At 64.1% G+C, this 18,830-nt stretch carries 17 protein-coding genes and 1 pseudogene; 11 read left to right on the top strand and 7 right to left on the bottom strand.

Annotated features, from left to right (window positions below):
* Positions 1–53: 53 nt before the first annotated feature.
* Together repB and repC are read left to right on the top strand one after the other, a co-directional pair.
* Positions 54–1,028: a plasmid partitioning protein RepB gene (repB, locus tag ATY76_RS17655; RefSeq protein WP_088676001.1), complete on the top strand. Its 975-nt coding sequence runs from the start codon at positions 54–56 to the stop codon at positions 1,026–1,028.
* A gap of 213 nt (positions 1,029–1,241) precedes the next feature.
* Positions 1,242–2,546, top strand: a complete 1,305-nt coding sequence (repC, locus tag ATY76_RS17650; protein ID WP_088676000.1) for a plasmid replication protein RepC — start codon at positions 1,242–1,244, stop codon at positions 2,544–2,546.
* A 269-nt stretch (positions 2,547–2,815) separates the two neighbouring features.
* Here repC and ATY76_RS34245 read toward each other — a convergent pair.
* Positions 2,816–3,043 (bottom strand): annotated as a pseudogene (locus ATY76_RS34245) (PIN domain-containing protein); the annotation flags it as partial.
* 113 nt (positions 3,044–3,156) lie between these two features.
* On the opposite strand from ATY76_RS34245, the gene ATY76_RS17640 reads away from it, so the two are divergent.
* Complete coding sequence (locus tag ATY76_RS17640) at positions 3,157–3,651, top strand: helix-turn-helix domain-containing protein (protein WP_088675999.1); 495 nt, start codon at positions 3,157–3,159, stop codon at positions 3,649–3,651.
* A gap of 39 nt (positions 3,652–3,690) precedes the next feature.
* Here ATY76_RS17640 and ATY76_RS17635 read toward each other — a convergent pair whose 3' ends face one another.
* The gene (locus tag ATY76_RS17635; protein WP_088675998.1) at positions 3,691–4,167 is read right to left on the bottom strand and encodes a ProQ/FINO family protein; all 477 of its coding nucleotides are present in this window, start codon (positions 4,165–4,167) and stop codon (positions 3,691–3,693) included.
* Positions 4,168–4,401: 234 nt separating this feature from the next.
* Between ATY76_RS17635 and panC the strand changes: the two genes are divergently transcribed.
* From panC to ATY76_RS17620, 3 genes are all read left to right on the top strand, one after another.
* A complete protein-coding gene (gene panC / locus ATY76_RS17630; RefSeq protein ID WP_088675997.1) occupies positions 4,402–5,319 on the top strand; it encodes a pantoate--beta-alanine ligase in 918 nt (305 codons plus the stop codon).
* Positions 5,316–6,137: a 3-methyl-2-oxobutanoate hydroxymethyltransferase gene (gene panB, locus ATY76_RS17625; RefSeq protein ID WP_088675996.1), complete on the top strand. Its 822-nt coding sequence runs from the start codon at positions 5,316–5,318 to the stop codon at positions 6,135–6,137. The genes panC and panB overlap by 4 nt, the downstream gene beginning before the upstream one ends.
* Positions 6,138–6,314: 177 nt before the next feature.
* On the top strand, positions 6,315–7,715 hold the full coding sequence (locus ATY76_RS17620) for a VWA domain-containing protein (protein ID WP_245309942.1): 1,401 nt from the start codon (positions 6,315–6,317) through the stop codon (positions 7,713–7,715).
* A 233-nt stretch (positions 7,716–7,948) separates the two neighbouring features.
* On the opposite strand, the gene ATY76_RS17615 is transcribed toward ATY76_RS17620, so the two are convergent.
* On the bottom strand, positions 7,949–8,863 hold the full coding sequence (locus ATY76_RS17615) for a hydrogen peroxide-inducible genes activator (protein WP_088675994.1): 915 nt from the start codon (positions 8,861–8,863) through the stop codon (positions 7,949–7,951).
* A 144-nt stretch (positions 8,864–9,007) separates the two neighbouring features.
* Between ATY76_RS17615 and katG the strand changes: the two genes are divergently transcribed.
* Complete coding sequence (gene katG, locus ATY76_RS17610) at positions 9,008–11,194, top strand: catalase/peroxidase HPI (RefSeq protein WP_088676098.1); 2,187 nt, start codon at positions 9,008–9,010, stop codon at positions 11,192–11,194.
* Positions 11,195–12,013: 819 nt separating this feature from the next.
* Entirely contained in the window at positions 12,014–12,739 is a 726-nt protein-coding gene (locus tag ATY76_RS17605) for an SDR family oxidoreductase (RefSeq protein ID WP_088675993.1), read from the top strand.
* A 24-nt stretch (positions 12,740–12,763) separates the two neighbouring features.
* Here the strand turns inward: ATY76_RS17605 and ATY76_RS17600 are convergent, their stop codons facing one another.
* The 4 genes from ATY76_RS17600 to ATY76_RS17585 form a co-directional block, all read right to left on the bottom strand.
* Positions 12,764–13,168: a type II toxin-antitoxin system VapC family toxin gene (locus tag ATY76_RS17600; RefSeq protein ID WP_088675992.1), complete on the bottom strand. Its 405-nt coding sequence runs from the start codon at positions 13,166–13,168 to the stop codon at positions 12,764–12,766.
* Positions 13,165–13,425 (bottom strand): type II toxin-antitoxin system VapB family antitoxin, encoded by a 261-nt coding sequence (vapB, locus tag ATY76_RS17595; protein ID WP_088675991.1) that lies wholly within the window; start codon positions 13,423–13,425, stop codon positions 13,165–13,167. Before vapB ends, ATY76_RS17600 begins: the two co-directional genes overlap by 4 nt.
* A 65-nt stretch (positions 13,426–13,490) precedes the next feature.
* Positions 13,491–14,042 (bottom strand): DUF3299 domain-containing protein, encoded by a 552-nt coding sequence (locus ATY76_RS17590; RefSeq protein WP_190233676.1) that lies wholly within the window; start codon positions 14,040–14,042, stop codon positions 13,491–13,493.
* A gap of 264 nt (positions 14,043–14,306) precedes the next feature.
* The gene (locus ATY76_RS17585) at positions 14,307–14,762 is read right to left on the bottom strand and encodes an SgcJ/EcaC family oxidoreductase (RefSeq protein WP_088675990.1); all 456 of its coding nucleotides are present in this window, start codon (positions 14,760–14,762) and stop codon (positions 14,307–14,309) included.
* Between the two features lie 193 nt (positions 14,763–14,955).
* On the opposite strand from ATY76_RS17585, the gene ATY76_RS17580 reads away from it, so the two are divergent.
* The 3 genes from ATY76_RS17580 to ATY76_RS17570 are packed head-to-tail and all read left to right on the top strand — an operon-like array spanning position 14,956 to position 18,646.
* Complete coding sequence (locus ATY76_RS17580) at positions 14,956–16,077, top strand: sensor histidine kinase (RefSeq protein WP_088675989.1); 1,122 nt, start codon at positions 14,956–14,958, stop codon at positions 16,075–16,077.
* On the top strand, positions 16,074–16,733 hold the full coding sequence (locus tag ATY76_RS17575; protein ID WP_088675988.1) for a response regulator transcription factor: 660 nt from the start codon (positions 16,074–16,076) through the stop codon (positions 16,731–16,733). The genes ATY76_RS17580 and ATY76_RS17575 overlap by 4 nt, the downstream gene beginning before the upstream one ends.
* Positions 16,730–18,646 (top strand): ATP-binding protein, encoded by a 1,917-nt coding sequence (locus ATY76_RS17570; protein ID WP_088675987.1) that lies wholly within the window; start codon positions 16,730–16,732, stop codon positions 18,644–18,646. Before ATY76_RS17575 ends, ATY76_RS17570 begins: the two co-directional genes overlap by 4 nt.
* Positions 18,647–18,830: the final 184 nt, after the last annotated feature.

Genomic DNA, 18,830 nt, shown 5'->3' with positions numbered 1-18,830 from the left:
ATTCACCGTTTCCTTGAAGCAAATCAATGAAATGACCGCAACCGGAGGAAGCGATGGCACGGAAAAATCTGCTTGAGGGGCTGGCCGAAATGCCTGACGAGGGCGCCGGCGCGCCGAACTATCCGATGCGCGGGGCCGGCCGCTCGCTCGTCCGCTCGCTCGACGAGCTTGCCAAGCAGGCGGAGAAATTCCTCGAGGGTGAGGCCGTGGTCGATCTCGACCCTGAGACCGTCGAGGTCTCCTTCGTCAAGGACCGGCTCTCGGAGGACGACGAGGCGTTCCGCGCACTGGTCGAGGCAATCCGCGCACGCGGGCAGGACACGCCCATCCTGGTGCGTCCCCATGAGAAGATCGACGGACGCTATCAGGTCGTCTTCGGCCACCGGCGCCTGCGCGCCGCCCGCGAGCTCGGCCGCAATGTCCGCGCCGTCGTCAAGGCGATCGACGACCGCACCCATGTCATCGCCCAGGGCCAGGAGAATTCGGCCCGCGCAGACCTCACCTTCATCGAGCGGGCACTCTTTGCCCGGCGGCTGGAAGAGCTCGGCTACGACCGGGAGGTGATCTCGACGGCGCTCGCCGCCAATGCGGCTTCGGTCTCGAAGATGATGTCGGTGATGGAGCGTCTGCCGCAGGAGGTCGTCCAGGCGATCGGCCCGGCCCCCGGCGTCGGGCGCGAGCGCTGGGTCGAACTGTCGCTGCTCGCCGGCAAATCGGCCAACGCGGCGAATGTCGCCAAGGTCCTCGAAGGCGACAACTTTCATCAGTTACCTTCCGACAAACGTTTCGAAGCGCTCTACGCGACGCTGAACAAAAGCGCGCGGCCGGTGAAGAAGACCACCGCCGCCAGGAAGGTGACATGGCAGCCGCTTGATAAGGCGGTGCAGGCGGAAATGAGGAATGACGGCAAGGCGTTCTCGCTCTCGATGAAGGCGAAAAATGCCGGCCGCTTCGGTGAATTTCTCTCCGGCAGGCTGGATGCGCTCTATGAGCAATTCCTCGCCGAGGAGGGCAAACAAGGAGACTGAAACCGCAAAAGAAAAAGGCCCCCAAACGAACGAGTCGTGGAAGCCCTTCTCACATCCTTAAGCAAGACAGAGAATCGCATTTTCACGAATCCCCGTCAAGAGTCCTGAAGCGGCCCCCGCGTCTTTTCAGATGCGGCAATGACGCTGCAGTGTCCTCAACCCTCGCATCGTTTCGGTGAGCGGATTTCTTTTGCCTGAATAGAGGTGAAGGAAATGGAGAGTGAATCTGTGACGACGCCCTTCGGGCGGCGGCCGATGTCGCTTGCCCTGCTGCTGAAACAGCGGCGCGGCGAAGCGATGGCGGCCGGAACGACGCGCAACAAATGGAAATTGTTCCGATCGGTCTGCGAGGCGCGGGCAGGGCTCGGCGTGACCGACCGGGCGCTCACCGTGCTCGATGCGCTGCTGAGCTTCTATCCCGAGGACGATCTCTCCAGCGAAAAAGGACTGGTGGTCTTTCCCTCGAATACGCAGCTTTCGCTCCGGGCACGCGGCATGGCCGCCGCCACGCTGCGCCGGCATCTCGCCGTGCTCGTCGAAGCCGGCCTCATCTCCCGCAAGGACAGCCCGAACGGCAAGCGTTATGTGCGCCGTGGCAGGGCAGGCGGCATCGACGAGGCCTACGGCTTCAGCCTCGCCCCGCTGCTCGCGCGCGCCACCGAGATCGAAGCGACAGCCGCCGGGATCGCCGCCGACCGGCAGATGCTGCGGGCGACAAAGGAACGGCTGACGATCTGCCGGCGGGACATCGCCAAGCTCATCGCCGCAGCCGTCGAAGAAGCCGTTCCCGGCGCGTGGGAGCGGGTTTCCTGCCTGTTTCACGCACTGCTGGAGCGCATTCCGAAGGCGGCAACGCTCGAAAATCTGCCGCCGCTCCTCGAAGAGCTGGAGACGCTCCGCCTCTCCATCATCAACACATTGGAATCGCATGAGAAAATGCGAATGGCGAGCACCAGTGAATCCCAGTTTGAGCGCCACATACAGAATTCTCACCCAGAATCCCTATCTGAATCTGAACCGGGCTTGGAAACGGAGCAGGAGGAGCAGGCCGACCGAAATCATCAGCCGGGAACGAAGCCGAGCAAGGACAGCTTGGAAGCGCAAGCCGATGGCGGGGAGGGACCGCCCTTTGCCGTCCGGACGAGAGCCGGAAAACCGAAATCCTTCCCGCTCGCCATGGTTCTCCAGGCCTGCCCCGACATTGCCGATTACGGCCCGGGCGGTGCGATCGGCAGTTGGCGCGATCTCATGACGGCTGTTATCGTGGTGCGCAAGATGCTTCACGTCAGCCCCTCGGCCTATGAGCAGGCGTGCTCGGTGATGGGACCGGAAAACGCCGCCACCGTCATGGCCTGCATCCTGCAAAGGGGAGGGTGCATTACTTCCGCCGGCGGATATCTCCGGGATCTCACGCGGCGCGCCGAGCGAGGCGAGTTTGCGCTAGGTCCGATGCTGATGGCGCTGCTGCGGGCAAAAAGCTCGGCTGAGGATGATTGCAAGCGGATCAACGTTGCGTAAGAGCTTGGAGAGCCCGTTCGGCAAACCGGGGTGAGGTGAGGGCGAGTCTTCCGATCAGTTCGCTTGTGGTCAGCGTTGGTCGCCGATAGATAGGCCGCTGCCTGCATGGTTAGCGCCTTCAGTACCTTTGCCTTACTTTTCACGAGGATTTCAGTGAGAAATTCGTCAGGAGTCAAGACAACGATACCGTCGGGAAGATTGCTGAAATCGCGGATATTCGACGTCACGATAACCGCAGCTTCCGCCGCGACAGCCGCTGCAACAACATGCCGATCCTTCGGATCATTTCGCATGGTCGGCTCGATCTCTTCCCAGCCTTCCACGTTCGCTTCAGGAAACGCTTCCTGCATAGCCGTTCGCAATGTTTCCGCTCTCGACGGTTCCATGCCGTAGTCGCTGATCAAGTTGCGTGTCATCTCCTCGAGAATGCGAGGCGACCAGTGAACCCGAAAACAATCTTCCGACGCAACGCGCAGCAGCGTATCCCGCAGCAGCATGGGGAACAGGACATTGGCATCAAGAACAGCGACCAGCATATTCACCACGCAATTTCCCGATCGTCACCGCTAAGTTGGTTGCGTTTATAGCGTTTGAATGCCATGTTGCTGACATGGCCACACCCCATCGCACATCGTCCGACAAAAATCCTGCCAAAACGTCGAATGCCGTTCCGGCACCCGAGAGATCTGCTGCTGCCCGCATAGCATCTCTTTTGCGGGCGGCTTCGGAAAAGCAGCAGGGCAACGTTCAGGTCATCGACGCCGACGGCGAGCGCTTCGAAGTGCCGCATGTCTTGGCCGAGATCATCTATCAAGCGGCCGAATTTCTCGCCGAGGGGCGCCCCGTGACGGTGCTGCCCGATGAAGAGATGCTGTCGACGCAGGCTGCGGCGGATATCCTCAATGTTTCCCGGCAGTATCTGGTCCGACTGGTCGATGCGGGAGAGCTCCCGGCGGAAATGGTCGGCAGCCACCGCCGCCTGCGGGCAACGGACGTTGCGGCATTCAAGGCGGCGCGAGACGCCAGGCGGACCTCGGCGCTGGATCGGCTGACGTCGCTGAGTGAGGACGTCGATGGCTATGCACTCGGAAACAAGCCGCGCTGACGGAACATGAACGTCACGCCGCTCGACGCCCAAATCGCCCTACCGCGCAACGTTCCTCTTGCCGAGAAGGGCGGCTCGGATCTGCTCGCTCTTGCTGATAACGGGAGGGGGAACCACGACAGGCGCCGGCTCGGGCTCTTCGGCCTTGGAGGCGGTGTGCTTGAGGCTCAGGAAACGCTTCTGGGCGACCAGGCGGTCTTCCTCCGACAGCGCTTGCACCGGCTCGCCGTCGAGGTTATGGCGCATGGAATCGGGCTGGGCGCTGGCGAAATAATAGCGGCGGCAGTGGACATAGGCAGCGGTCGCGCGCCTCAGCGTCGTCACGCCGGCATCGGGCTTCAACAGCGGGCGCAGCTCGTTGAACAGGCCGACGGCGAAGGGGAGGACCGGATCGCCGGGCTTGGCCGGAAGCACGCCGACCGGCCGGATCAACATGCCGTTGATCGCGTTGGCCTTCTCCACGTCGAGCTCGGTCGCCGCAATCGGCCCGCGGCTGATCTTCCAGGGTTTGTCCATGCATCCTCCATAACGGCCGACTGTGATGGTATCTTGACGGACAGGGCCAATAACGCCGCGGCCCGCACATTGCTAGCCCGCGGCACGCTTCCATTTCCGGGCGGATATAGGTTCGGCCTCATCGGTCTTCCATTCCCATATAATCGTTTTTATCGCGGAATGTGCATTGACCTCCGGCATCGATTACACTTCTTATCCGCGCCCAAGAAGAATGACCGGCTGCGGGGAGGATATATGCGGGTTTTCTCGAGCATTGAAGAGCTGCGCCACACGCTCGATGCGCTGAAGCGGCAGGGGCGCACCGTCGGGCTCGTGCCGACCATGGGCTATCTCCATGCCGGCCATATGCAGCTCGTCACGCGCGCCCGGGCCGAAAACGACATCGTCGTCGTCTCGATCTTCGTCAATCCGCTGCAGTTCGGCCCGGCCGAAGACCTTGGCAAATATCCGCGCGATCTCGAGCGCGACGGCGCCATGCTGAAGCAGGCCGGCGTCAACTTCCTCTTCGCGCCCGGCGTCGAGGACATGTATCCGCGCCCGATGAAGACGGTGGTCGACGTTCCCGATCTCGGCCGCGAGCTCGAAGGCGCGGTCCGGCCCGGCCATTTCGCCGGTGTCGCCACCGTCGTTTCCAAGCTCTTCAACATCGTCCAGCCGCAGACCGCCTATTTCGGCGAGAAGGATTACCAGCAGGTCGTCATCATCAAGCGCATGGTGGAGGATCTCGCCGTGCCGGTGCGGGTGATCGCGGTGCCGACGGTGCGCGACAGTGACGGCTTGGCCCTGTCGTCGCGCAATGTCTATCTTAGCGCCGACGAACGGCGTGCGGCGGTGATCGTCCCTCAGACGCTGGATGAGGCCGAGCGCCTGGTCGCCGAAGGCCTCACCGATGCCGGGGAGCTCGAGAAAAAGCTCACCGCCTTCATCGGCCGCGAGCCCCTGGCGAAGGCTGAAGTCGTTGCCATCAGGGATGCCTCGACGCTCGCGCCGGTCGCTTCGATCGAAGACCCCGTCGTCGCGGCGCTCTTCGTCAGCATCGGCACGACGCGGCTACTCGACAACAGAGTGATCCGCAGCCGCGTGCCGGGAGACAATAAGATCGTCCGGGACAATCGCATGACCGGCCAGCCGGGAAAGGGAGTGACGAAATGAGCGCCACCGGAACCCAGAAGCGCCTGACGCCTGTGGGCATCGCAGCCATGAAGGGCGGCAAGCCGATCGTCTGCCTCACAGCCTATACGACGCCGATGGCCCGCCTTCTCGACGAGCATTGCGACCTGCTGCTGGTCGGGGATTCGCTCGGCATGGTGCTCTACGGCATGGAGACCACGATCGGCGTGACGCTCGACATGATGATCGCCCATGGCGAGGCGGTGATGCGCGGCGTCGCCAACGCCTGCGTCGTCGTCGACATGCCCTTCGGCAGCTACCAGGAATCCAAGGAGATCGCCTTCCGCAACGCCGTGCGCATCATGCAGGAAACCGGCTGCGACGCCGTCAAGCTGGAAGGCGGCGAGGAAATGGCCGAGACCATCGCTTTCCTCACCAAGCGGGGCATTCCCGTGCTCGGCCATATCGGCCTGATGCCGCAGCTCGTCCACACCGCCGGCGGCTATCGCTCCGTCGGCCATTCCGAACACGAGACCTCGAAGATCCGCCGCGACGCCCATGCGATCGGCGGCTCGGGCGCCTTCGCCGTCGTCGTCGAGGGCACGGTCGAGCCGCTCGCCCGCGAGGTGAGCGCAGGCATTCACATCCCCACCATCGGCATCGGCGCCTCTTCGGCCTGCGATGGCCAGATCCTGGTCTCGGACGACATTCTCGGCCTCTTCAACGATTTCAAGCCGCGTTTCGTCAAGCGCTACGACGAACTCGGCAAGCGGGTCGCGGACGCCGCCGCCGCCTATGCCGACGAGGTGCGCTCGCGAAAATTCCCGGCTGCCGAACACACGTTCAAGCGCCGCTCGTAAGGCGAGGACGATCGCGCTTCACATGCGCGAGATATCCACAATGAGACCCGGCTGTCCGATTCGCGTTGGAAAATTTCCCCTGCCGCTCGCAGGCGGCAGCGCGTTTCCCTGTCGTTAAGGTTGCCGCCATAGCGCTGTTCGAAACCAAAGAGAGATCTTGATTTCGAGCCGATGCCCATGTCCCCTCGCTTGCCCCTGCTTTCCCGCCTGATCGAAAATCGCGACGGCGCTGTCGCCATCATCGTCATCCTGGCCGCCGTGCCCATGCTTCTCGCGGTCGGCGCATCGATCGATTACATCAGGGCCTATAACAGCAGGACGGAGCTGCAATCGGCCGCGGACTCGGCGGTGCTCGCGGCGGCCGCGAAATACACATCCGGCATGCCGGAGGCGAAGATCGCCAAGACCATCGACGCCTTCCTCTCGGCCAACGGCGAGTTCGAAACCGCCGTCGCCGGCAAGCCCGAGGTGGCAAGCGACGAGTCGGAACTCTGTCTCGACGTCACGGACGCCGTGCCCACCACCTTCATGAAACTCGCCAATATCCAGTCCGTCCCGATCGGCATCCGCTCCTGCGCGGCCCTGCCGGGGGTGAAGCAGCTGGAGATCGCGCTCGTTCTCGACGTGTCGAGCTCGATGATCGAGGAGAACCGCTTCACGCCGATGCAGACCGCGGTCGCCGGCTTTCTCCAGGCCTTCTCGTCCAATTCGTCGCTGGTCGACAAGACCAAGATCTCGATCGTGCCCTTTTCCAGCCGCGTCAATTTCGGCCTCGCCAACACCGGCTGGCTCAAATCCTATAATGGCGCGGCCGCCGTTCCCAAACGCTGGACCGATCCCCAATCCGTCTATAGCTCCAGCTACAAGCTCTCCTACTGGATCGACGGCGTCACGCCCGTCATGTCCACCACCAAGAATTATTACTGGATGGGCTGCATCGAGCCGCGCGCCGATGTCGAGGTCCGCGATGACGGCGCGATCGGCGATTACGGCATGAGCGACGCATCGCCCGACACCGCCGCCTTCGTCGCCATGGACGCCAATCCGAAATCGGGAACGAGCTTCTGCCCGCCCCCGGTCACGCCGCTGACCGGCGACTTCGCCTATCTGAAAAAGGCCGTCGCCAATCTGACCTCCGAAGGCTCCACCCGGCTCGACGCGGGCGTGGTCGCCGGATGGTACACGCTGTCGCCGAAATGGCAGGGTGTGTGGGGAGACCAATCCTCGCCCGCGCCGGTCTCCGATTCCGTGCACAAGGTGATGGTGTTCATGACCGATGGCGAAATGAACACGAAATATAACCCGAACGACAAGTTCGACTGGATCTGCTCGCAAACCCAATCCTCGGCCTGCAACACCTTCGCCACCTCGGCGATGCTGACCGCATGCACGGCGATCAAGAAGAGCGGCATCGAAATCTATACGCTTTCCTACAGCGCCGATGCCGACGTGGTGAACATCCGCAACTGCGCCACCAACACCGCACATTTCTTCACCGCATCGCCGGCCACCATCAAGACGGTCTACGAAACGATCGCGGCGGCCATTCGCGGGGATACGTTGCGGCTGACGCAGTAATTGCCGAGGCGGCTCGTTGCGGCCCAAGACCCCGCCCCAACCCCTCCCCACAAGGGGGAGGGGCTTAACCTGCGGCCCCGGTGGAGACCAGACGGAGAGGCCTTATTCGCTGCGACCGTTCAGCCGATTGGTATGGTGGAGGCTACGTGAAACGGTGCGGCATGTTAGTCCCTCCCCCTTGTGGGGAGGGGTTGGGGAGGGGTCTTGGGCACCAACCGCGCAGCCATCATCCCTCATCCACCGGCATACTGCTCCCGCATCGCCTCCGCCGAACGGCGCACCGCCTCGGCGACCTCCTGCAGCTGCTTGGCCAGCGGCGTGGAATTGCGCCAGACCATGCCGATCGTTCGCGAGGGCTGCGGCGACGGGAAGCGGGAGATCGAGACATGGGCCGAGCGCGTTTCGACGGGAACGGCCATTTCCGGGATCAAAGTGACGCCGATGCCGGCGCCGACCATCTGGACGAGGGTGGAGAGCGAGCTGCCTTCCATGATCTCACGCGGGCGGGCGGGCCCGACCTTGCAGAAGGACAGGGCCTGATCGCGAAAGCAGTGGCCCTCTTCGAGCAGCAGCAGCCGCATTTCGCGCAGCGCCTCGCGCTCGGGCACCGGCTTGCCGCCGTCCTCGTGCCGCCGGACCAGCACGAACTCCTCCTTGAAGAGTTCCAGTTCGGTCAGCGAAGGCTCCGACACCGGCAGCGCGACGATCGCCATGTCGAGCTGGCCCTGCGCCAGTTCCTGGACCAGCTTGCCCGTCTGCGTCTCGCGCACCTCGATCTGAATCCCCGCGAAGCTTTTGTTGAGATCGTTTATAATCGCCGGCAGCAGATAGGGCGCGATCGTCGGGATGATGCCGATGCGCAGGCGCGTCAGGAAACTGTCGCGCGAGGCGCGGGCAAACTCGCCGAGTTCATCGACGGCGCGCAGGATATCGCGGACGCGCAGCGCAAAGGTCTGGCCGAAGGGGGTGAGCTTCACCTCGCGGGCGCTGCGCTCGAAGAGCTCGCTGCCCAACTCCTGCTCAAGTTCTTTGATCTGCATGGAGAGCGCCGGTTGGGAGATGGCGCAGGCATCGGCGGCACGGCGAAATCGGCCGTCCCTCGCCAAAGCTTCAAAATAACGCAGCTGTTTCAGGGTAAGATTTTTCATAAGCCCAGCTTATCGCAGCAATCAGTAAATCCAACTTAAAATTATTGAACGCTTCCGATATGAAGACTGCAAGGGAGAGAGTGGGGCGCCAGCTCGGCTCATCTTTTTGAACCGCCGACAGATCAAGCAATGAAGGAGACGATCATGGACAACCCCACTGACACCGCAGGCAAATGTCCTGTGGCCCATGGCAACACGCCGCGCGGCCATTCCAACCGCGACTGGTGGCCGAACCAGCTGAACGTGCAGATTCTTCATCATAATTCCGGCCGCGCCGATCCGATGGGCAAGGATTTCGACTATGCCGAGGAGTTCAGGAAGCTCGATCTCGACGCGCTGAAGAAGGATCTCACCGCGCTGATGACCGATTCGCAGGAGTGGTGGCCGGCCGACTTCGGCCATTACGGCGGCCTCTTCATCCGTATGGCCTGGCACAGCGCCGGCACCTACCGCATCACCGACGGGCGCGGCGGCGCCGGCCAGGGCCAGCAGCGTTTCGCGCCGCTGAACAGCTGGCCTGACAATGCCAACCTCGACAAGGCCCGCCGCCTGCTCTGGCCGATCAAGCAGAAATACGGCAACAGCATCTCCTGGGCCGACCTGCTGATCCTCACCGGCAACGTCGCGCTCGAATCCATGGGCTTCAAGACCTTCGGCTTCGCCGGCGGCCGCGCCGACGTCTGGGAGCCGGAAGAGCTCTACTGGGGTCCTGAAGGCACCTGGCTCGGCGACGAGCGCTACAGCGGCGAACGCCAGCTCGCCGAGCCGCTCGGCGCCGTGCAGATGGGCCTCATCTACGTCAACCCGGAGGGCCCGGGCGGCAATTCCGATCCGCTCGCTTCGGCGCGCGACATCCGCGAAACCTTCGCCCGGATGGCGATGAACGACGAAGAAACCGTGGCGCTGATCGCCGGCGGCCATACCTTCGGCAAGACCCATGGCGCGGGCGACCCGTCGCTGATCGGCGCCGAGCCGGAAGGCGGCGCGATCGAGGACCAGGGCCTCGGCTGGAAGAGCTCGTTCGGCACCGGCGTCGGCAAGGACGCGATCACCGCCGGCCTCGAAGTCACCTGGTCGCAGACGCCGACCAAGTGGAGCAACTACTTTTTCGAAAACCTGTTCGCCTACGAATGGGAGCTGACGAAGAGCCCGGCCGGCGCGAAGCAGTGGCAGGCCAAGAACGCCGAAGCCTCCATTCCGGACGCTTACGACGCCGGCAAGAAGCATCTGCCGACCATGCTGACGAGCGACCTCGCGCTGCGCTTCGATCCGATCTACGAAAAGATCTCGCGCCGTTTCCTCGAAAATCCGGCCGAGTTCGCCGACGCTTTCGCCCGTGCCTGGTTCAAACTGACCCACCGCGACATGGGACCGAAGGTGCGCTACCTCGGCCCCGAGGTTCCGGCCGAAGACCTGATCTGGCAGGACGTGATCCCGGCCGTCGACCATCCCCTCGTCGACGACAAGGACATTGCCGAGCTGAAGGCCAGGGTTCTCGCCACCGGCCTCAGCGTCCAGGAACTGGTGTCGACCGCCTGGGCGTCTGCCTCGACCTTCCGCGGCTCCGACAAGCGCGGCGGCGCCAATGGCGCACGCATCCGCCTTGCCCCGCAGAAGGACTGGGAGGCCAATCAGCCGGCCCAGCTCGCCAAGGTGCTCGGCGTCCTCGAAGGCCTCCAGAAGGACTTCAACGCCGCCCAGACCGGCGGCAAGAAGATCTCGCTCGCCGACCTGATCGTTCTCGCCGGCGCTGCCGGCGTCGAGAAGGCAGCGGCCGCCGGCGGCACCACCGTCAGCGTGCCCTTCACGCCGGGCCGCATGGATGCTTCCGAAGCCCAGACGGATGCGCATTCCTTCGCAGCGCTCGAGCCGCGCATCGACGGCTTCCGCAACTATGTGAACGGCAAGCGCCTGCAGTTCATGAAGCCGGAAGAAGCGCTCGTCGACCGCGCCCAGCTGCTGACCCTGACCGGACCCGAGATGACCGTCCTCGTCGGCGGCCTGCGCGTCCTCAAGGCCGGCCAGCCGGAACACGGCGTCTTCACCGCCCGTCCCGAGACACTGACGAACGACTTCTTCGTCAACCTGCTCGACATGGCCACGCAGTGGGTTCCCGCCGCCGGCAAGGACGGCGTCTATGAAGGCCGCGACCGCAAGACGGGTGCCGCCAAGTGGACCGGCACCCGCGTCGACCTGATCTTCGGCTCGCACTCGCAACTGCGCGCCTTCGCCGAAGTCTACGGCCAGGCCGACGCCAAGGAGAAGTTCGTCAAGGACTTCGTCGCCGCCTGGAACAAGGTCATGAACGCCGACAGATTCGATCTCGTCTGATCGGTTCAGCGAGTTTTGCCCGGGCGCGGTTTCGGCCGCGCCCGGGTTTTTTATGGAATGCCTGTCTTTTCGAAGCACCACCTCAATAACCAGCTTACGAGTGACTGGTGAGGTGTGTGGGGTTGGCCTCCGGTCACTTTTCCGCAGCCGTTTCATTTTTACTCGGCGTCGTCCTCGGCCTTGTGCCGAGGATCTGCTGCCCTATCGACCGGAGGCAGATACTCGGGACAAGCCCGAGTATGACGGAAGAGGAGGCAGCCATCTCTCCCGCGCCAAAGCGTCCCGACGCTACCGCCCAACCATCTAGTCCTCAACGCGTGTTATTCTTAAATGGGCAGGCACTACCTCTCCTCCCTCATCCCTGTGCTCGTCACAGGGATCCAGCGCGCCCAAGTCCTTGGGCGCGGGAGACTTCCTTGCCTTCAGGAGAGTCATTCACCGCGCGGACGCGCGGTGGCTGGATTCCTGTGACGAGCACAGGAATGACGGAGGAAAGGTGGTGCTTCCGACCTCAATAACCAGCTTACGAGTGACTGGTGAGGTGTGTGGGGTTGGCCTCCGGTCACTTTTCCGCAGCCGTTTCATTTTTACTCGGCGTCGTCCTCGGCCTTGTGCCGAGGATCTGCTGCCCTATCCACCGGAGGCAGATACTCGGGACAAGCCCGAGCATGACGGACGAGAGGTCTGCCATTCTCTCCCGCGCCGAAGCTCCCGGCGCTCCACCGCCCAATCGCCCAGACCATCCCCGCCACGCCGCGAACTTCTAGCCATGGCGGACCTCGCATGCGATAGAAGATCGACACATTTGGAGGAGTGGATATGAACGGTTTGCAAGGTAAAGTCGCGGCCATCACCGGAGCTGCCTCGGGCATTGGATTGGCGACGACCGAGGCGGTCATTGCGGCGGGCGGTACGGTCGTGATGATAGATCGGGACGAGGCGGCGCTGACTGCGGCCTGCGGCAGGCTGGGCGAGAAGGCGATCGCGCTGCCGCTCGACCTTCTCAACCCCGAGGATTGCGCCGGCCTGCTCGACAGCATTCTCTCGAAGGTCGGTCAGCTCGACATCTTCCACGCCAATGCCGGCACCTATATCGGCGGGGATCTGGTGGAAGCAAACCTCGACGCGATCGACCGCATGCTCAATCTGAACGTCAACGTGGTCATCAAGAACGTCCGCACGGTCATGCCCCACATGATCGAGAGAGGGACGGGAGACATCATCGTCACCAGTTCGGTCGCCGGCCAAGCCGCGGTTCCATGGGAGCCGGTCTATTCGCCTTCGAAATGGGCGATGCATTGCTTCGTCCAGACCATGCGGCGGCAGCTCCTGAAGAACGGCATCCGCGTCGGATCCGTCTCGCCAGGCCCGGTCAGCAGCGCGCTGCTGAAAGACTGGCCGGAGGAGAACCTGCGCAAGGCAAAAGAGGCGGGCGCGCTGATCGAACCGCGCGATGTCGCGGAAGCCGTGCTCTTCATGCTGACCCGGCCGCGCAACGTGACGATCCGCGACGTGGTGATCCTGCCGAGTTCCTTCGACATCTGACACGAGGAGCTGCCGGGGCTACCGTCAGACCGTCCAATCCTCGACGCGCAGGCCATCCACGCGCCGGAACTCGCCGAGATTGTTCGTGATGAGAACGAGATCCCGTGTCTTCGCCTGCGCGGCGATCAGCACGTCATAGGGACCGATCGGCGTTCCCTTTGCCGCCAATGCCGCGCGGATCTCTCCTGATGCCAGCGCATCCTCACGCTCGAAACCGACCGCCGGGAAATCCGTCATGAACAGGCGCAGGGTTTCGAGATTGTAGGAGATTTTCGCGCTCTTATAGGCGCCGTAATAGAGTTCATGCATGACGATGGTGGAAAGCCCGATCGACCCTTCGTCGCTGTCGATCACGCGCGTCAGCAATGCGTCGGATTTCCTGCCGATCAGCGCGATCACCGCATTGGTGTCGAGAAGATGCGTGATCACTTGAAGAGGTCCTGAAGATCCGGCCTCTCCTGATCCTCCGGCTGCTCGCGTCCTTGCGCCAGAAAATCGTCGCTCAGGCCGCGTTCGAGGGCGCTCCTCAGGGACGCCCAGCGCATGCCGGGATCGGCGCGCGGCCGCAGAATGACCGCATCGCCTTCGCGCGTCACCTCCACCTGGTCGACGTCGAAGCGGAATTCCTTCGGCAGCCGCACGGCCTGCGAATTGCCGGATTGAAACACGCGCGCATATTGGGGCATGGGAAGCCTCCGCGATTTTCGTATATATTCTTATGTATATACGCACTCGGCGATGTTCGCGCAAGCTAGCGCGGCACGACACCGAAAGGGGAAAGCGACAGCAGATCGGGATCCTTCGTCGCCGTCGCCTTCGCCACTTCGGCATGGCCCATGCTGTAGCCGTAGGAGAGGACGCGGACGCCGTCGATCATGAAGAACTGCGCCTGATCGAGGCCAGGCCGCAGCGTGCCCGTCACGGTGACGGTCTCATAGATTTTTTCGAGGTGCAGCGGCTCCTGCGGAACGACGCGAACCAGCTGGTTGGGCGGCGGCGTGGGCATGTGGCTGCAGGCCCCGGCCCAGGGCACCAGCAGGAATTCATAGACGAGATCGCCGTCCTGATCGGTCGGCAGCACGAAGCCGGTCAGTTCGACCGGATGGCCCTCGTCGCGCCAGACCAGGGTTTCGCCCTGCGGGCCGCTGACCGCTTTTGGCGACAGCGGAACTGTCGCCCTCGCCTGATCGGCCGGCCGCAAGGCGCTCCAGAAAATCGGCTGCGCCGCAGCGAGAGCGCCGGATAGCGGCCATGCCGAGCCGAGCGCGAGCACCGTAAACATCAGGAATCCGTGCTTCATCATCGCATCTCCCGGGCCGGCCGCTTCGACGGCCTTGCCGCTGCCCGGGGATGCTACCCGATCCCGCCCGGCCGTCAAAGCTCCCGGGTGTCGCATCCAACTTATCATCTTCGGCCTTGTGCCGAGGATCTGCCGCATCTCAACCCTAGCATGATGCTCAGGGCACAAGCCCGAGCATGACGAACGGGACGTTGGCAGGCATCAGCACCAATCAAGAGATCCCGTGTGGGGTGGACACGGGATCTCCCTGCCGGATCGGTCGGACCTTTACTTCTCCGGCATCATCGAGGAGTGGTGGGAGGTGATCAGCCAGTTCCCGTCCTTGAATTCATAGGTGTAGGTGTAGCGGGCGGGCACCTTCGAGCCGTCCTTCATGGTGAAGGTGTAGGTGCCGGTGTCGACCGCCCAGTTGCAGCCGGTCTTGATGGTGCGGCTGTCGATGTGGCCCTTGGGGCCCTTTTCCAGGAAGTGCTTGAAATAGTCGATCCGCTCTTCCTGGGTGAGGCGCGGCTTGTTTGCCAGCGTCGCCAGCAGCACGGAATCTGCGCTGTAGTTCTTTGCGACTTCCTCGGGATTGAGCGTCGCCAGCGAGGCGTTCCAGCGGTCGAAGAGCTTGGCGACCTGTTCTTCGCTCACCGGCGCGCAGGTCGCCGTTTCGGCCGCGCTGGCCGACTGGACCTGGACGAAACCGATGACAAGGGCGGCAGCAATGATCGTACGCATGTTTGAGTTCCTTTGTGGCGGTCCCGGGCGACATCGCATCGGTCAACCGCATGACCGATAGTTAAGCGCCGGCGCACCGCAGCCCCATCTGCCGGGTGGCTTCGATCCGATCTGCCGAACGGCATAGATGACATTCCCGCCGGAATGACTATCGTGCCCGCGTCATTGATTTCAGGAACAGCCCCCGCTGGGCATGGAGCATACCATAGATACGACGCATTCGCTCGATGTGGCGGAGATGAGAGCGCTTTACCGGGCGGCGGAAGCGCGGGCGGCGCGGCTGCGCTTCATCATCGAGACGCGCAACCTGCTCGATGCTGAGGCCTTCGAAACGGCGGCACCCGAGGTTCTGTCGCGGCTTGCCGATTTCGCGGGTGCCGCGCTTGCGACGCTCAGCTTTCCGGCACCACAGGGAGAGACGCGCACGCAGCTGACGATCGGCCGGCCGACCGGCAATGACGCGATCCTCTTTGCATCAGAGGAAGACGCCGCTCTTTGCCTGACGCTGACCGGTGCAAAGGCACGCGCCCTCGATGCCGACGACCGGCAGACGCTGGAGGTGGTCGCGGGCCAGCTCGCCGATGCCTGCAATCTCGAACGCCAGGCGGCGGAAAAGCAGGCGCTGCTCGGCGATCTCGAACGCCAGCGCAGCGAACTCGCGGCGCTTGTCGCGCAGCTGATCCAGGCGCAGGAGCAGGAGCGGCAGCGTGTGGCGCTCGATCTGCATGACGGCGCAGCACAGCTTGCCGCCGGGCTCAGCTACCGCCTGCAGGATCTCGCCGCCCGCATCGGCGAGGCGCATGCGCTGAAGCCTGACATCGATCAGCTCGCGGCATTGGCCCGCCGCTCGGTCGCCGATCTGCGCGCCGCCATCGCCGATCTTCGCCCGCCCGAACTCGACGATCTCGGCGTCGCCGCCGCACTCCGCACCCGTCTCGACGCGATCGACGGCATGGAGGTGATCGCCGATCTCGATGCCGGGGCCGACCGCTGGCCTGCCTCGACCGGGATCATCTTCTACCGCGTCGCCCAGGAGGCGATCACCAATGTGGTCAAGCACGCCGAGGCGAGCCGGCTCGTCGTACGCCTTTTCGAAGACGGCGCGGGCCAGGCCCATCTCGAAGTGATCGATAACGGCAAGGGCATCGGCGAGGCACGCCATCCCGAAGTTCAGGGCAGGGGCGCCCGGCTCGGCATCGCCGGCATGCGCGAGCGCCTGGCGCTGCTCGGCGGGCGTTTCGAGATCGGCGCCGGCGCCTCCGGCGGCACGCATGTCCGCGCCGCGGCACCGCTGACGCAGGAGACGGCGGGATGACCGCATCCATTCTCGTCGCCGACGATCACGACATCGCCCGCGCCGGCCTGATCGCCATGATCGGCGGCCACGACGATTTCCATGTCGCCCTGGATGTGCGCGACGGCGCGGAAGCCGTGGAGGCCGCGGCCCTGCACAAACCGGATCTGGCGCTGCTCGATATCCGCATGCCCCGCATGGACGGCCTTGCCGCGACGCGGGAAATCCGGCGCGTCTCGCCCGGCACCCGCGTCATGATCATCACCATGCATGACAGCCTCGATTATCTGGAGGCGGCGATCGAAGCCGGCGCCACCGGCTATCTGCTGAAGGATGCGAGCCGCGACGACATTCTGCGCACCATCCGCCGCGTGCTTTCGGGCGATGCCTTCTTCGACGGGCCGCTGGTCGCAAGGCTGCTGAAGCGCGCCGCCACCAGGCCGCAGACCAATGCCAGCGCCTTGGAGACGCTGACGGTGCGCGAGCGCGAGGTGCTGACCAAGGTGGCCGAGGGCCTGACCAACAAGGAGATCGGCCGGGCGCTGAAGATCTCGCCCGGCACCGTCAAGATCCATGTCGAGCGCATCATCGCCAAGCTCGGCGCCGGCGACCGCACGCAGGCCGCCGTCATGGCGGTGCGCGGCGGGCTGGTGCAGACGGCGAGGGAAGAGCCATGATGCCGCGCTTCGCCGACCTGCCGCTCAGGGCAAAGGGCATCGTCATCATCATGGTGCCGCTGGCGCTGCTCCTGGCCGCGCTCGCCTCGGTCTTCGTCGCCGACCGGCAGAGCCGCATTGCCGAGGATCAGGTGCGCGTCACGCTGGAGATCCAGTCCGGCATTCAGGAGCTGCATGCCCTGATCGCCGAAGCGGCGACGGCCATGCGCGGCTATCTGCTGACCGGCAGGGCCGATTTTCTCGATCCCTTCAACCGGGCGGAGGACAGGCTGCCCGTCGTGCTCGACGAGGTCGGCCGGCGCTTGCGCGACGAGGAGCAGAAGGCCCGCCTCGAGCGCATCCGCGCCCTGGTCGATGCCAAGGTCGACCGTCTGCAGCTCCTGAAACAGGCCGACATCTTGCGCGCCGGCGGGCGCGAGGATCTGGCCGCCAAGCTCATCGAGGGCAAGCAGGTGCTCGATGTGCTGCGGCAGGAAATCGACGCGATGAACCGGCGCGAGGCCGATCTCCTCAACGCCCGGACGCAGGCCGCCGACCGGGTCCGCACCCTATCGCGCAGCCTGATGATATCAGCCGGTTTTCTCGGCTTTGCCGGAGCGCTCGTCGCCGTCTTCCTGTTTTCGGCCAGCATCGTGCGCCGCGTGCATGCGCTCAAAGCCGAGGCGCACCGCCTCTCGCAGGGCGAGGTCGTGAGATCGGCCGATCCCTTCCGCGATGAGCTCGGCAATCTCGGACAGGCGCTGGCGGATGCCAGCGTGCTTCTGAAAAAGCGCGAGGCCGATCTGACCGAAAGCGAGGAGCGCTTCCGCCAGCTGGTCGAGGGCGTCAGCGATTACGGCATCTTCGGGCTCGATCCGGATGGTCAGGTGGTGAGCTGGAACGCCGGTGCCGCGCGGATCACCGGCTACCAGACCGAAGAGATCGTCGGCCAACATTTCTCCCGCTTCTATCCCGCCCAGACCAGGGAGACATTTCCGGGAGAAGAGCTTTCCAAGGCAGCCCTGCACGGCCGCGCCGAAGCGGAGGGCTGGCGCCTGCGCAAGGACGGCTCGCGCTTCTGGTCGCATGTCGTCGTCACCGCCCTTCACGACGAGACGGGGCGGCTGCGCGGCTTTTCCAAGATCACCCGCGACATCACCGAGCGCAAGCAATTCGAAGAAGCGCTGCTTGCCGCCCGCGAGGATGCGGTGCGCGCCAGCAACGCCAAGAGCGAATTCCTGTCGCGCATGAGCCATGAGCTGCGCACGCCGCTGAATTCCGTTCTCGGTTTCGCGCAGCTTCTGGAAATGGACGTCGACGACCCCGAATCCCGGGACAGCGTCGCGCAGATATTGCGGGCCGGCCGGCATCTGCTGAGCCTGATCGACGAAGTGCTCGACATGGCGCGGATCGAGGCCGGGCGCATGGATCTCGCTGTCGAGCCGCAGCCAGTCGCCGAGGTGATCGAGGAAGCCGTGGCACTCGCAAGGCCGCTCTGCGGCAAGCAGCAGATCCGCATCGAAGTCACCGAGGCCGAACCGGATCTGACGGTGCTCGCCGACCGCCGGCGTCTGCTCCAGGTGTTTCTCAACCTGCTTTCCAATGCGGTGAAATATAATCGCCCGCGGGGCAGCGTCACCGTCAGCCACCGGGTGCTCGACGACCGCATCCGCATCGAGGTCAACGATACCGGCCCCGGCATTCCGGCCGAGCGCGTCGCGCGCCTCTTCACCCCCTTCGACCGGCTGGGCGCCGAGCGCACCAGCCGGGAGGGAACCGGCTTGGGGCTTGCGCTCTCCAAACATCTGATCGACGCCATGGGCGGCACGCTCGCCTTCAGCAACCGGGAGGGCGGCGCAACGTTCCACGTCGATCTGCCGAGTGTGCCTGCGGCGACGCGGAGCGCCGAGGCGCGAGATGTCGCGGTGCCGTAGGCACCGCCAGGCTGCGGACAAACCACTGCAAAACCCGCGACGTCATCCTCGGCCTTGTGCCGAGGATCTACGCCGGCCCAATTAAGGCACTGAAAATAAATGTTTTCCTGTCGAACAATTGTCGTGGTTAGATGCTCAGCACAAGGCCGAGCATGACGGAGGAGACTTTGTCAACAAACTGAAG

Source organism: Rhizobium sp. R339 (assembly GCF_002211395.1).
In the GTDB taxonomy this organism is placed as follows: Bacteria; Pseudomonadota; Alphaproteobacteria; order Rhizobiales; family Rhizobiaceae; genus Rhizobium.
Note: the sequence above shows the minus strand (reverse complement) of the source record. Positions and strands in the feature narration are given on the sequence as shown.

Excerpts from the sequence above, each read along its gene's own strand:
- ATY76_RS17575 (WP_088675988.1), top strand. The coding sequence starts at position 16,074 with ATGACCGCATCCATTCTCGTCGCCGACGATCACGACATCGCCCGCGCC.
- katG (WP_088676098.1), top strand. The coding sequence starts at position 9,008 with ATGGACAACCCCACTGACACCGCAGGCAAATGTCCTGTGGCCCATGGC.
- ATY76_RS17590 (WP_190233676.1), bottom strand. The coding sequence starts at position 14,042 with ATGATGAAGCACGGATTCCTGATGTTTACGGTGCTCGCGCTCGGCTCG.
- panB (WP_088675996.1), top strand. The coding sequence starts at position 5,316 with ATGAGCGCCACCGGAACCCAGAAGCGCCTGACGCCTGTGGGCATCGCA.
- ATY76_RS17615 (WP_088675994.1), bottom strand. The coding sequence starts at position 8,863 with ATGAAAAATCTTACCCTGAAACAGCTGCGTTATTTTGAAGCTTTGGCG.
- repC (WP_088676000.1), top strand. The coding sequence starts at position 1,242 with ATGGAGAGTGAATCTGTGACGACGCCCTTCGGGCGGCGGCCGATGTCG.
- ATY76_RS17580 (WP_088675989.1), top strand. The coding sequence starts at position 14,956 with ATGGAGCATACCATAGATACGACGCATTCGCTCGATGTGGCGGAGATG.
- ATY76_RS17570 (WP_088675987.1), top strand. The coding sequence starts at position 16,730 with ATGATGCCGCGCTTCGCCGACCTGCCGCTCAGGGCAAAGGGCATCGTC.
- vapB (WP_088675991.1), bottom strand. The coding sequence starts at position 13,425 with ATGCCCCAATATGCGCGCGTGTTTCAATCCGGCAATTCGCAGGCCGTG.
- ATY76_RS17585 (WP_088675990.1), bottom strand. The coding sequence starts at position 14,762 with ATGCGTACGATCATTGCTGCCGCCCTTGTCATCGGTTTCGTCCAGGTC.
- ATY76_RS17640 (WP_088675999.1), top strand. The coding sequence starts at position 3,157 with ATGGCCACACCCCATCGCACATCGTCCGACAAAAATCCTGCCAAAACG.
- ATY76_RS17635 (WP_088675998.1), bottom strand. The coding sequence starts at position 4,167 with ATGGACAAACCCTGGAAGATCAGCCGCGGGCCGATTGCGGCGACCGAG.
- ATY76_RS17605 (WP_088675993.1), top strand. The coding sequence starts at position 12,014 with ATGAACGGTTTGCAAGGTAAAGTCGCGGCCATCACCGGAGCTGCCTCG.
- panC (WP_088675997.1), top strand. The coding sequence starts at position 4,402 with ATGCGGGTTTTCTCGAGCATTGAAGAGCTGCGCCACACGCTCGATGCG.
- ATY76_RS17620 (WP_245309942.1), top strand. The coding sequence starts at position 6,315 with ATGTCCCCTCGCTTGCCCCTGCTTTCCCGCCTGATCGAAAATCGCGAC.
- repB (WP_088676001.1), top strand. The coding sequence starts at position 54 with ATGGCACGGAAAAATCTGCTTGAGGGGCTGGCCGAAATGCCTGACGAG.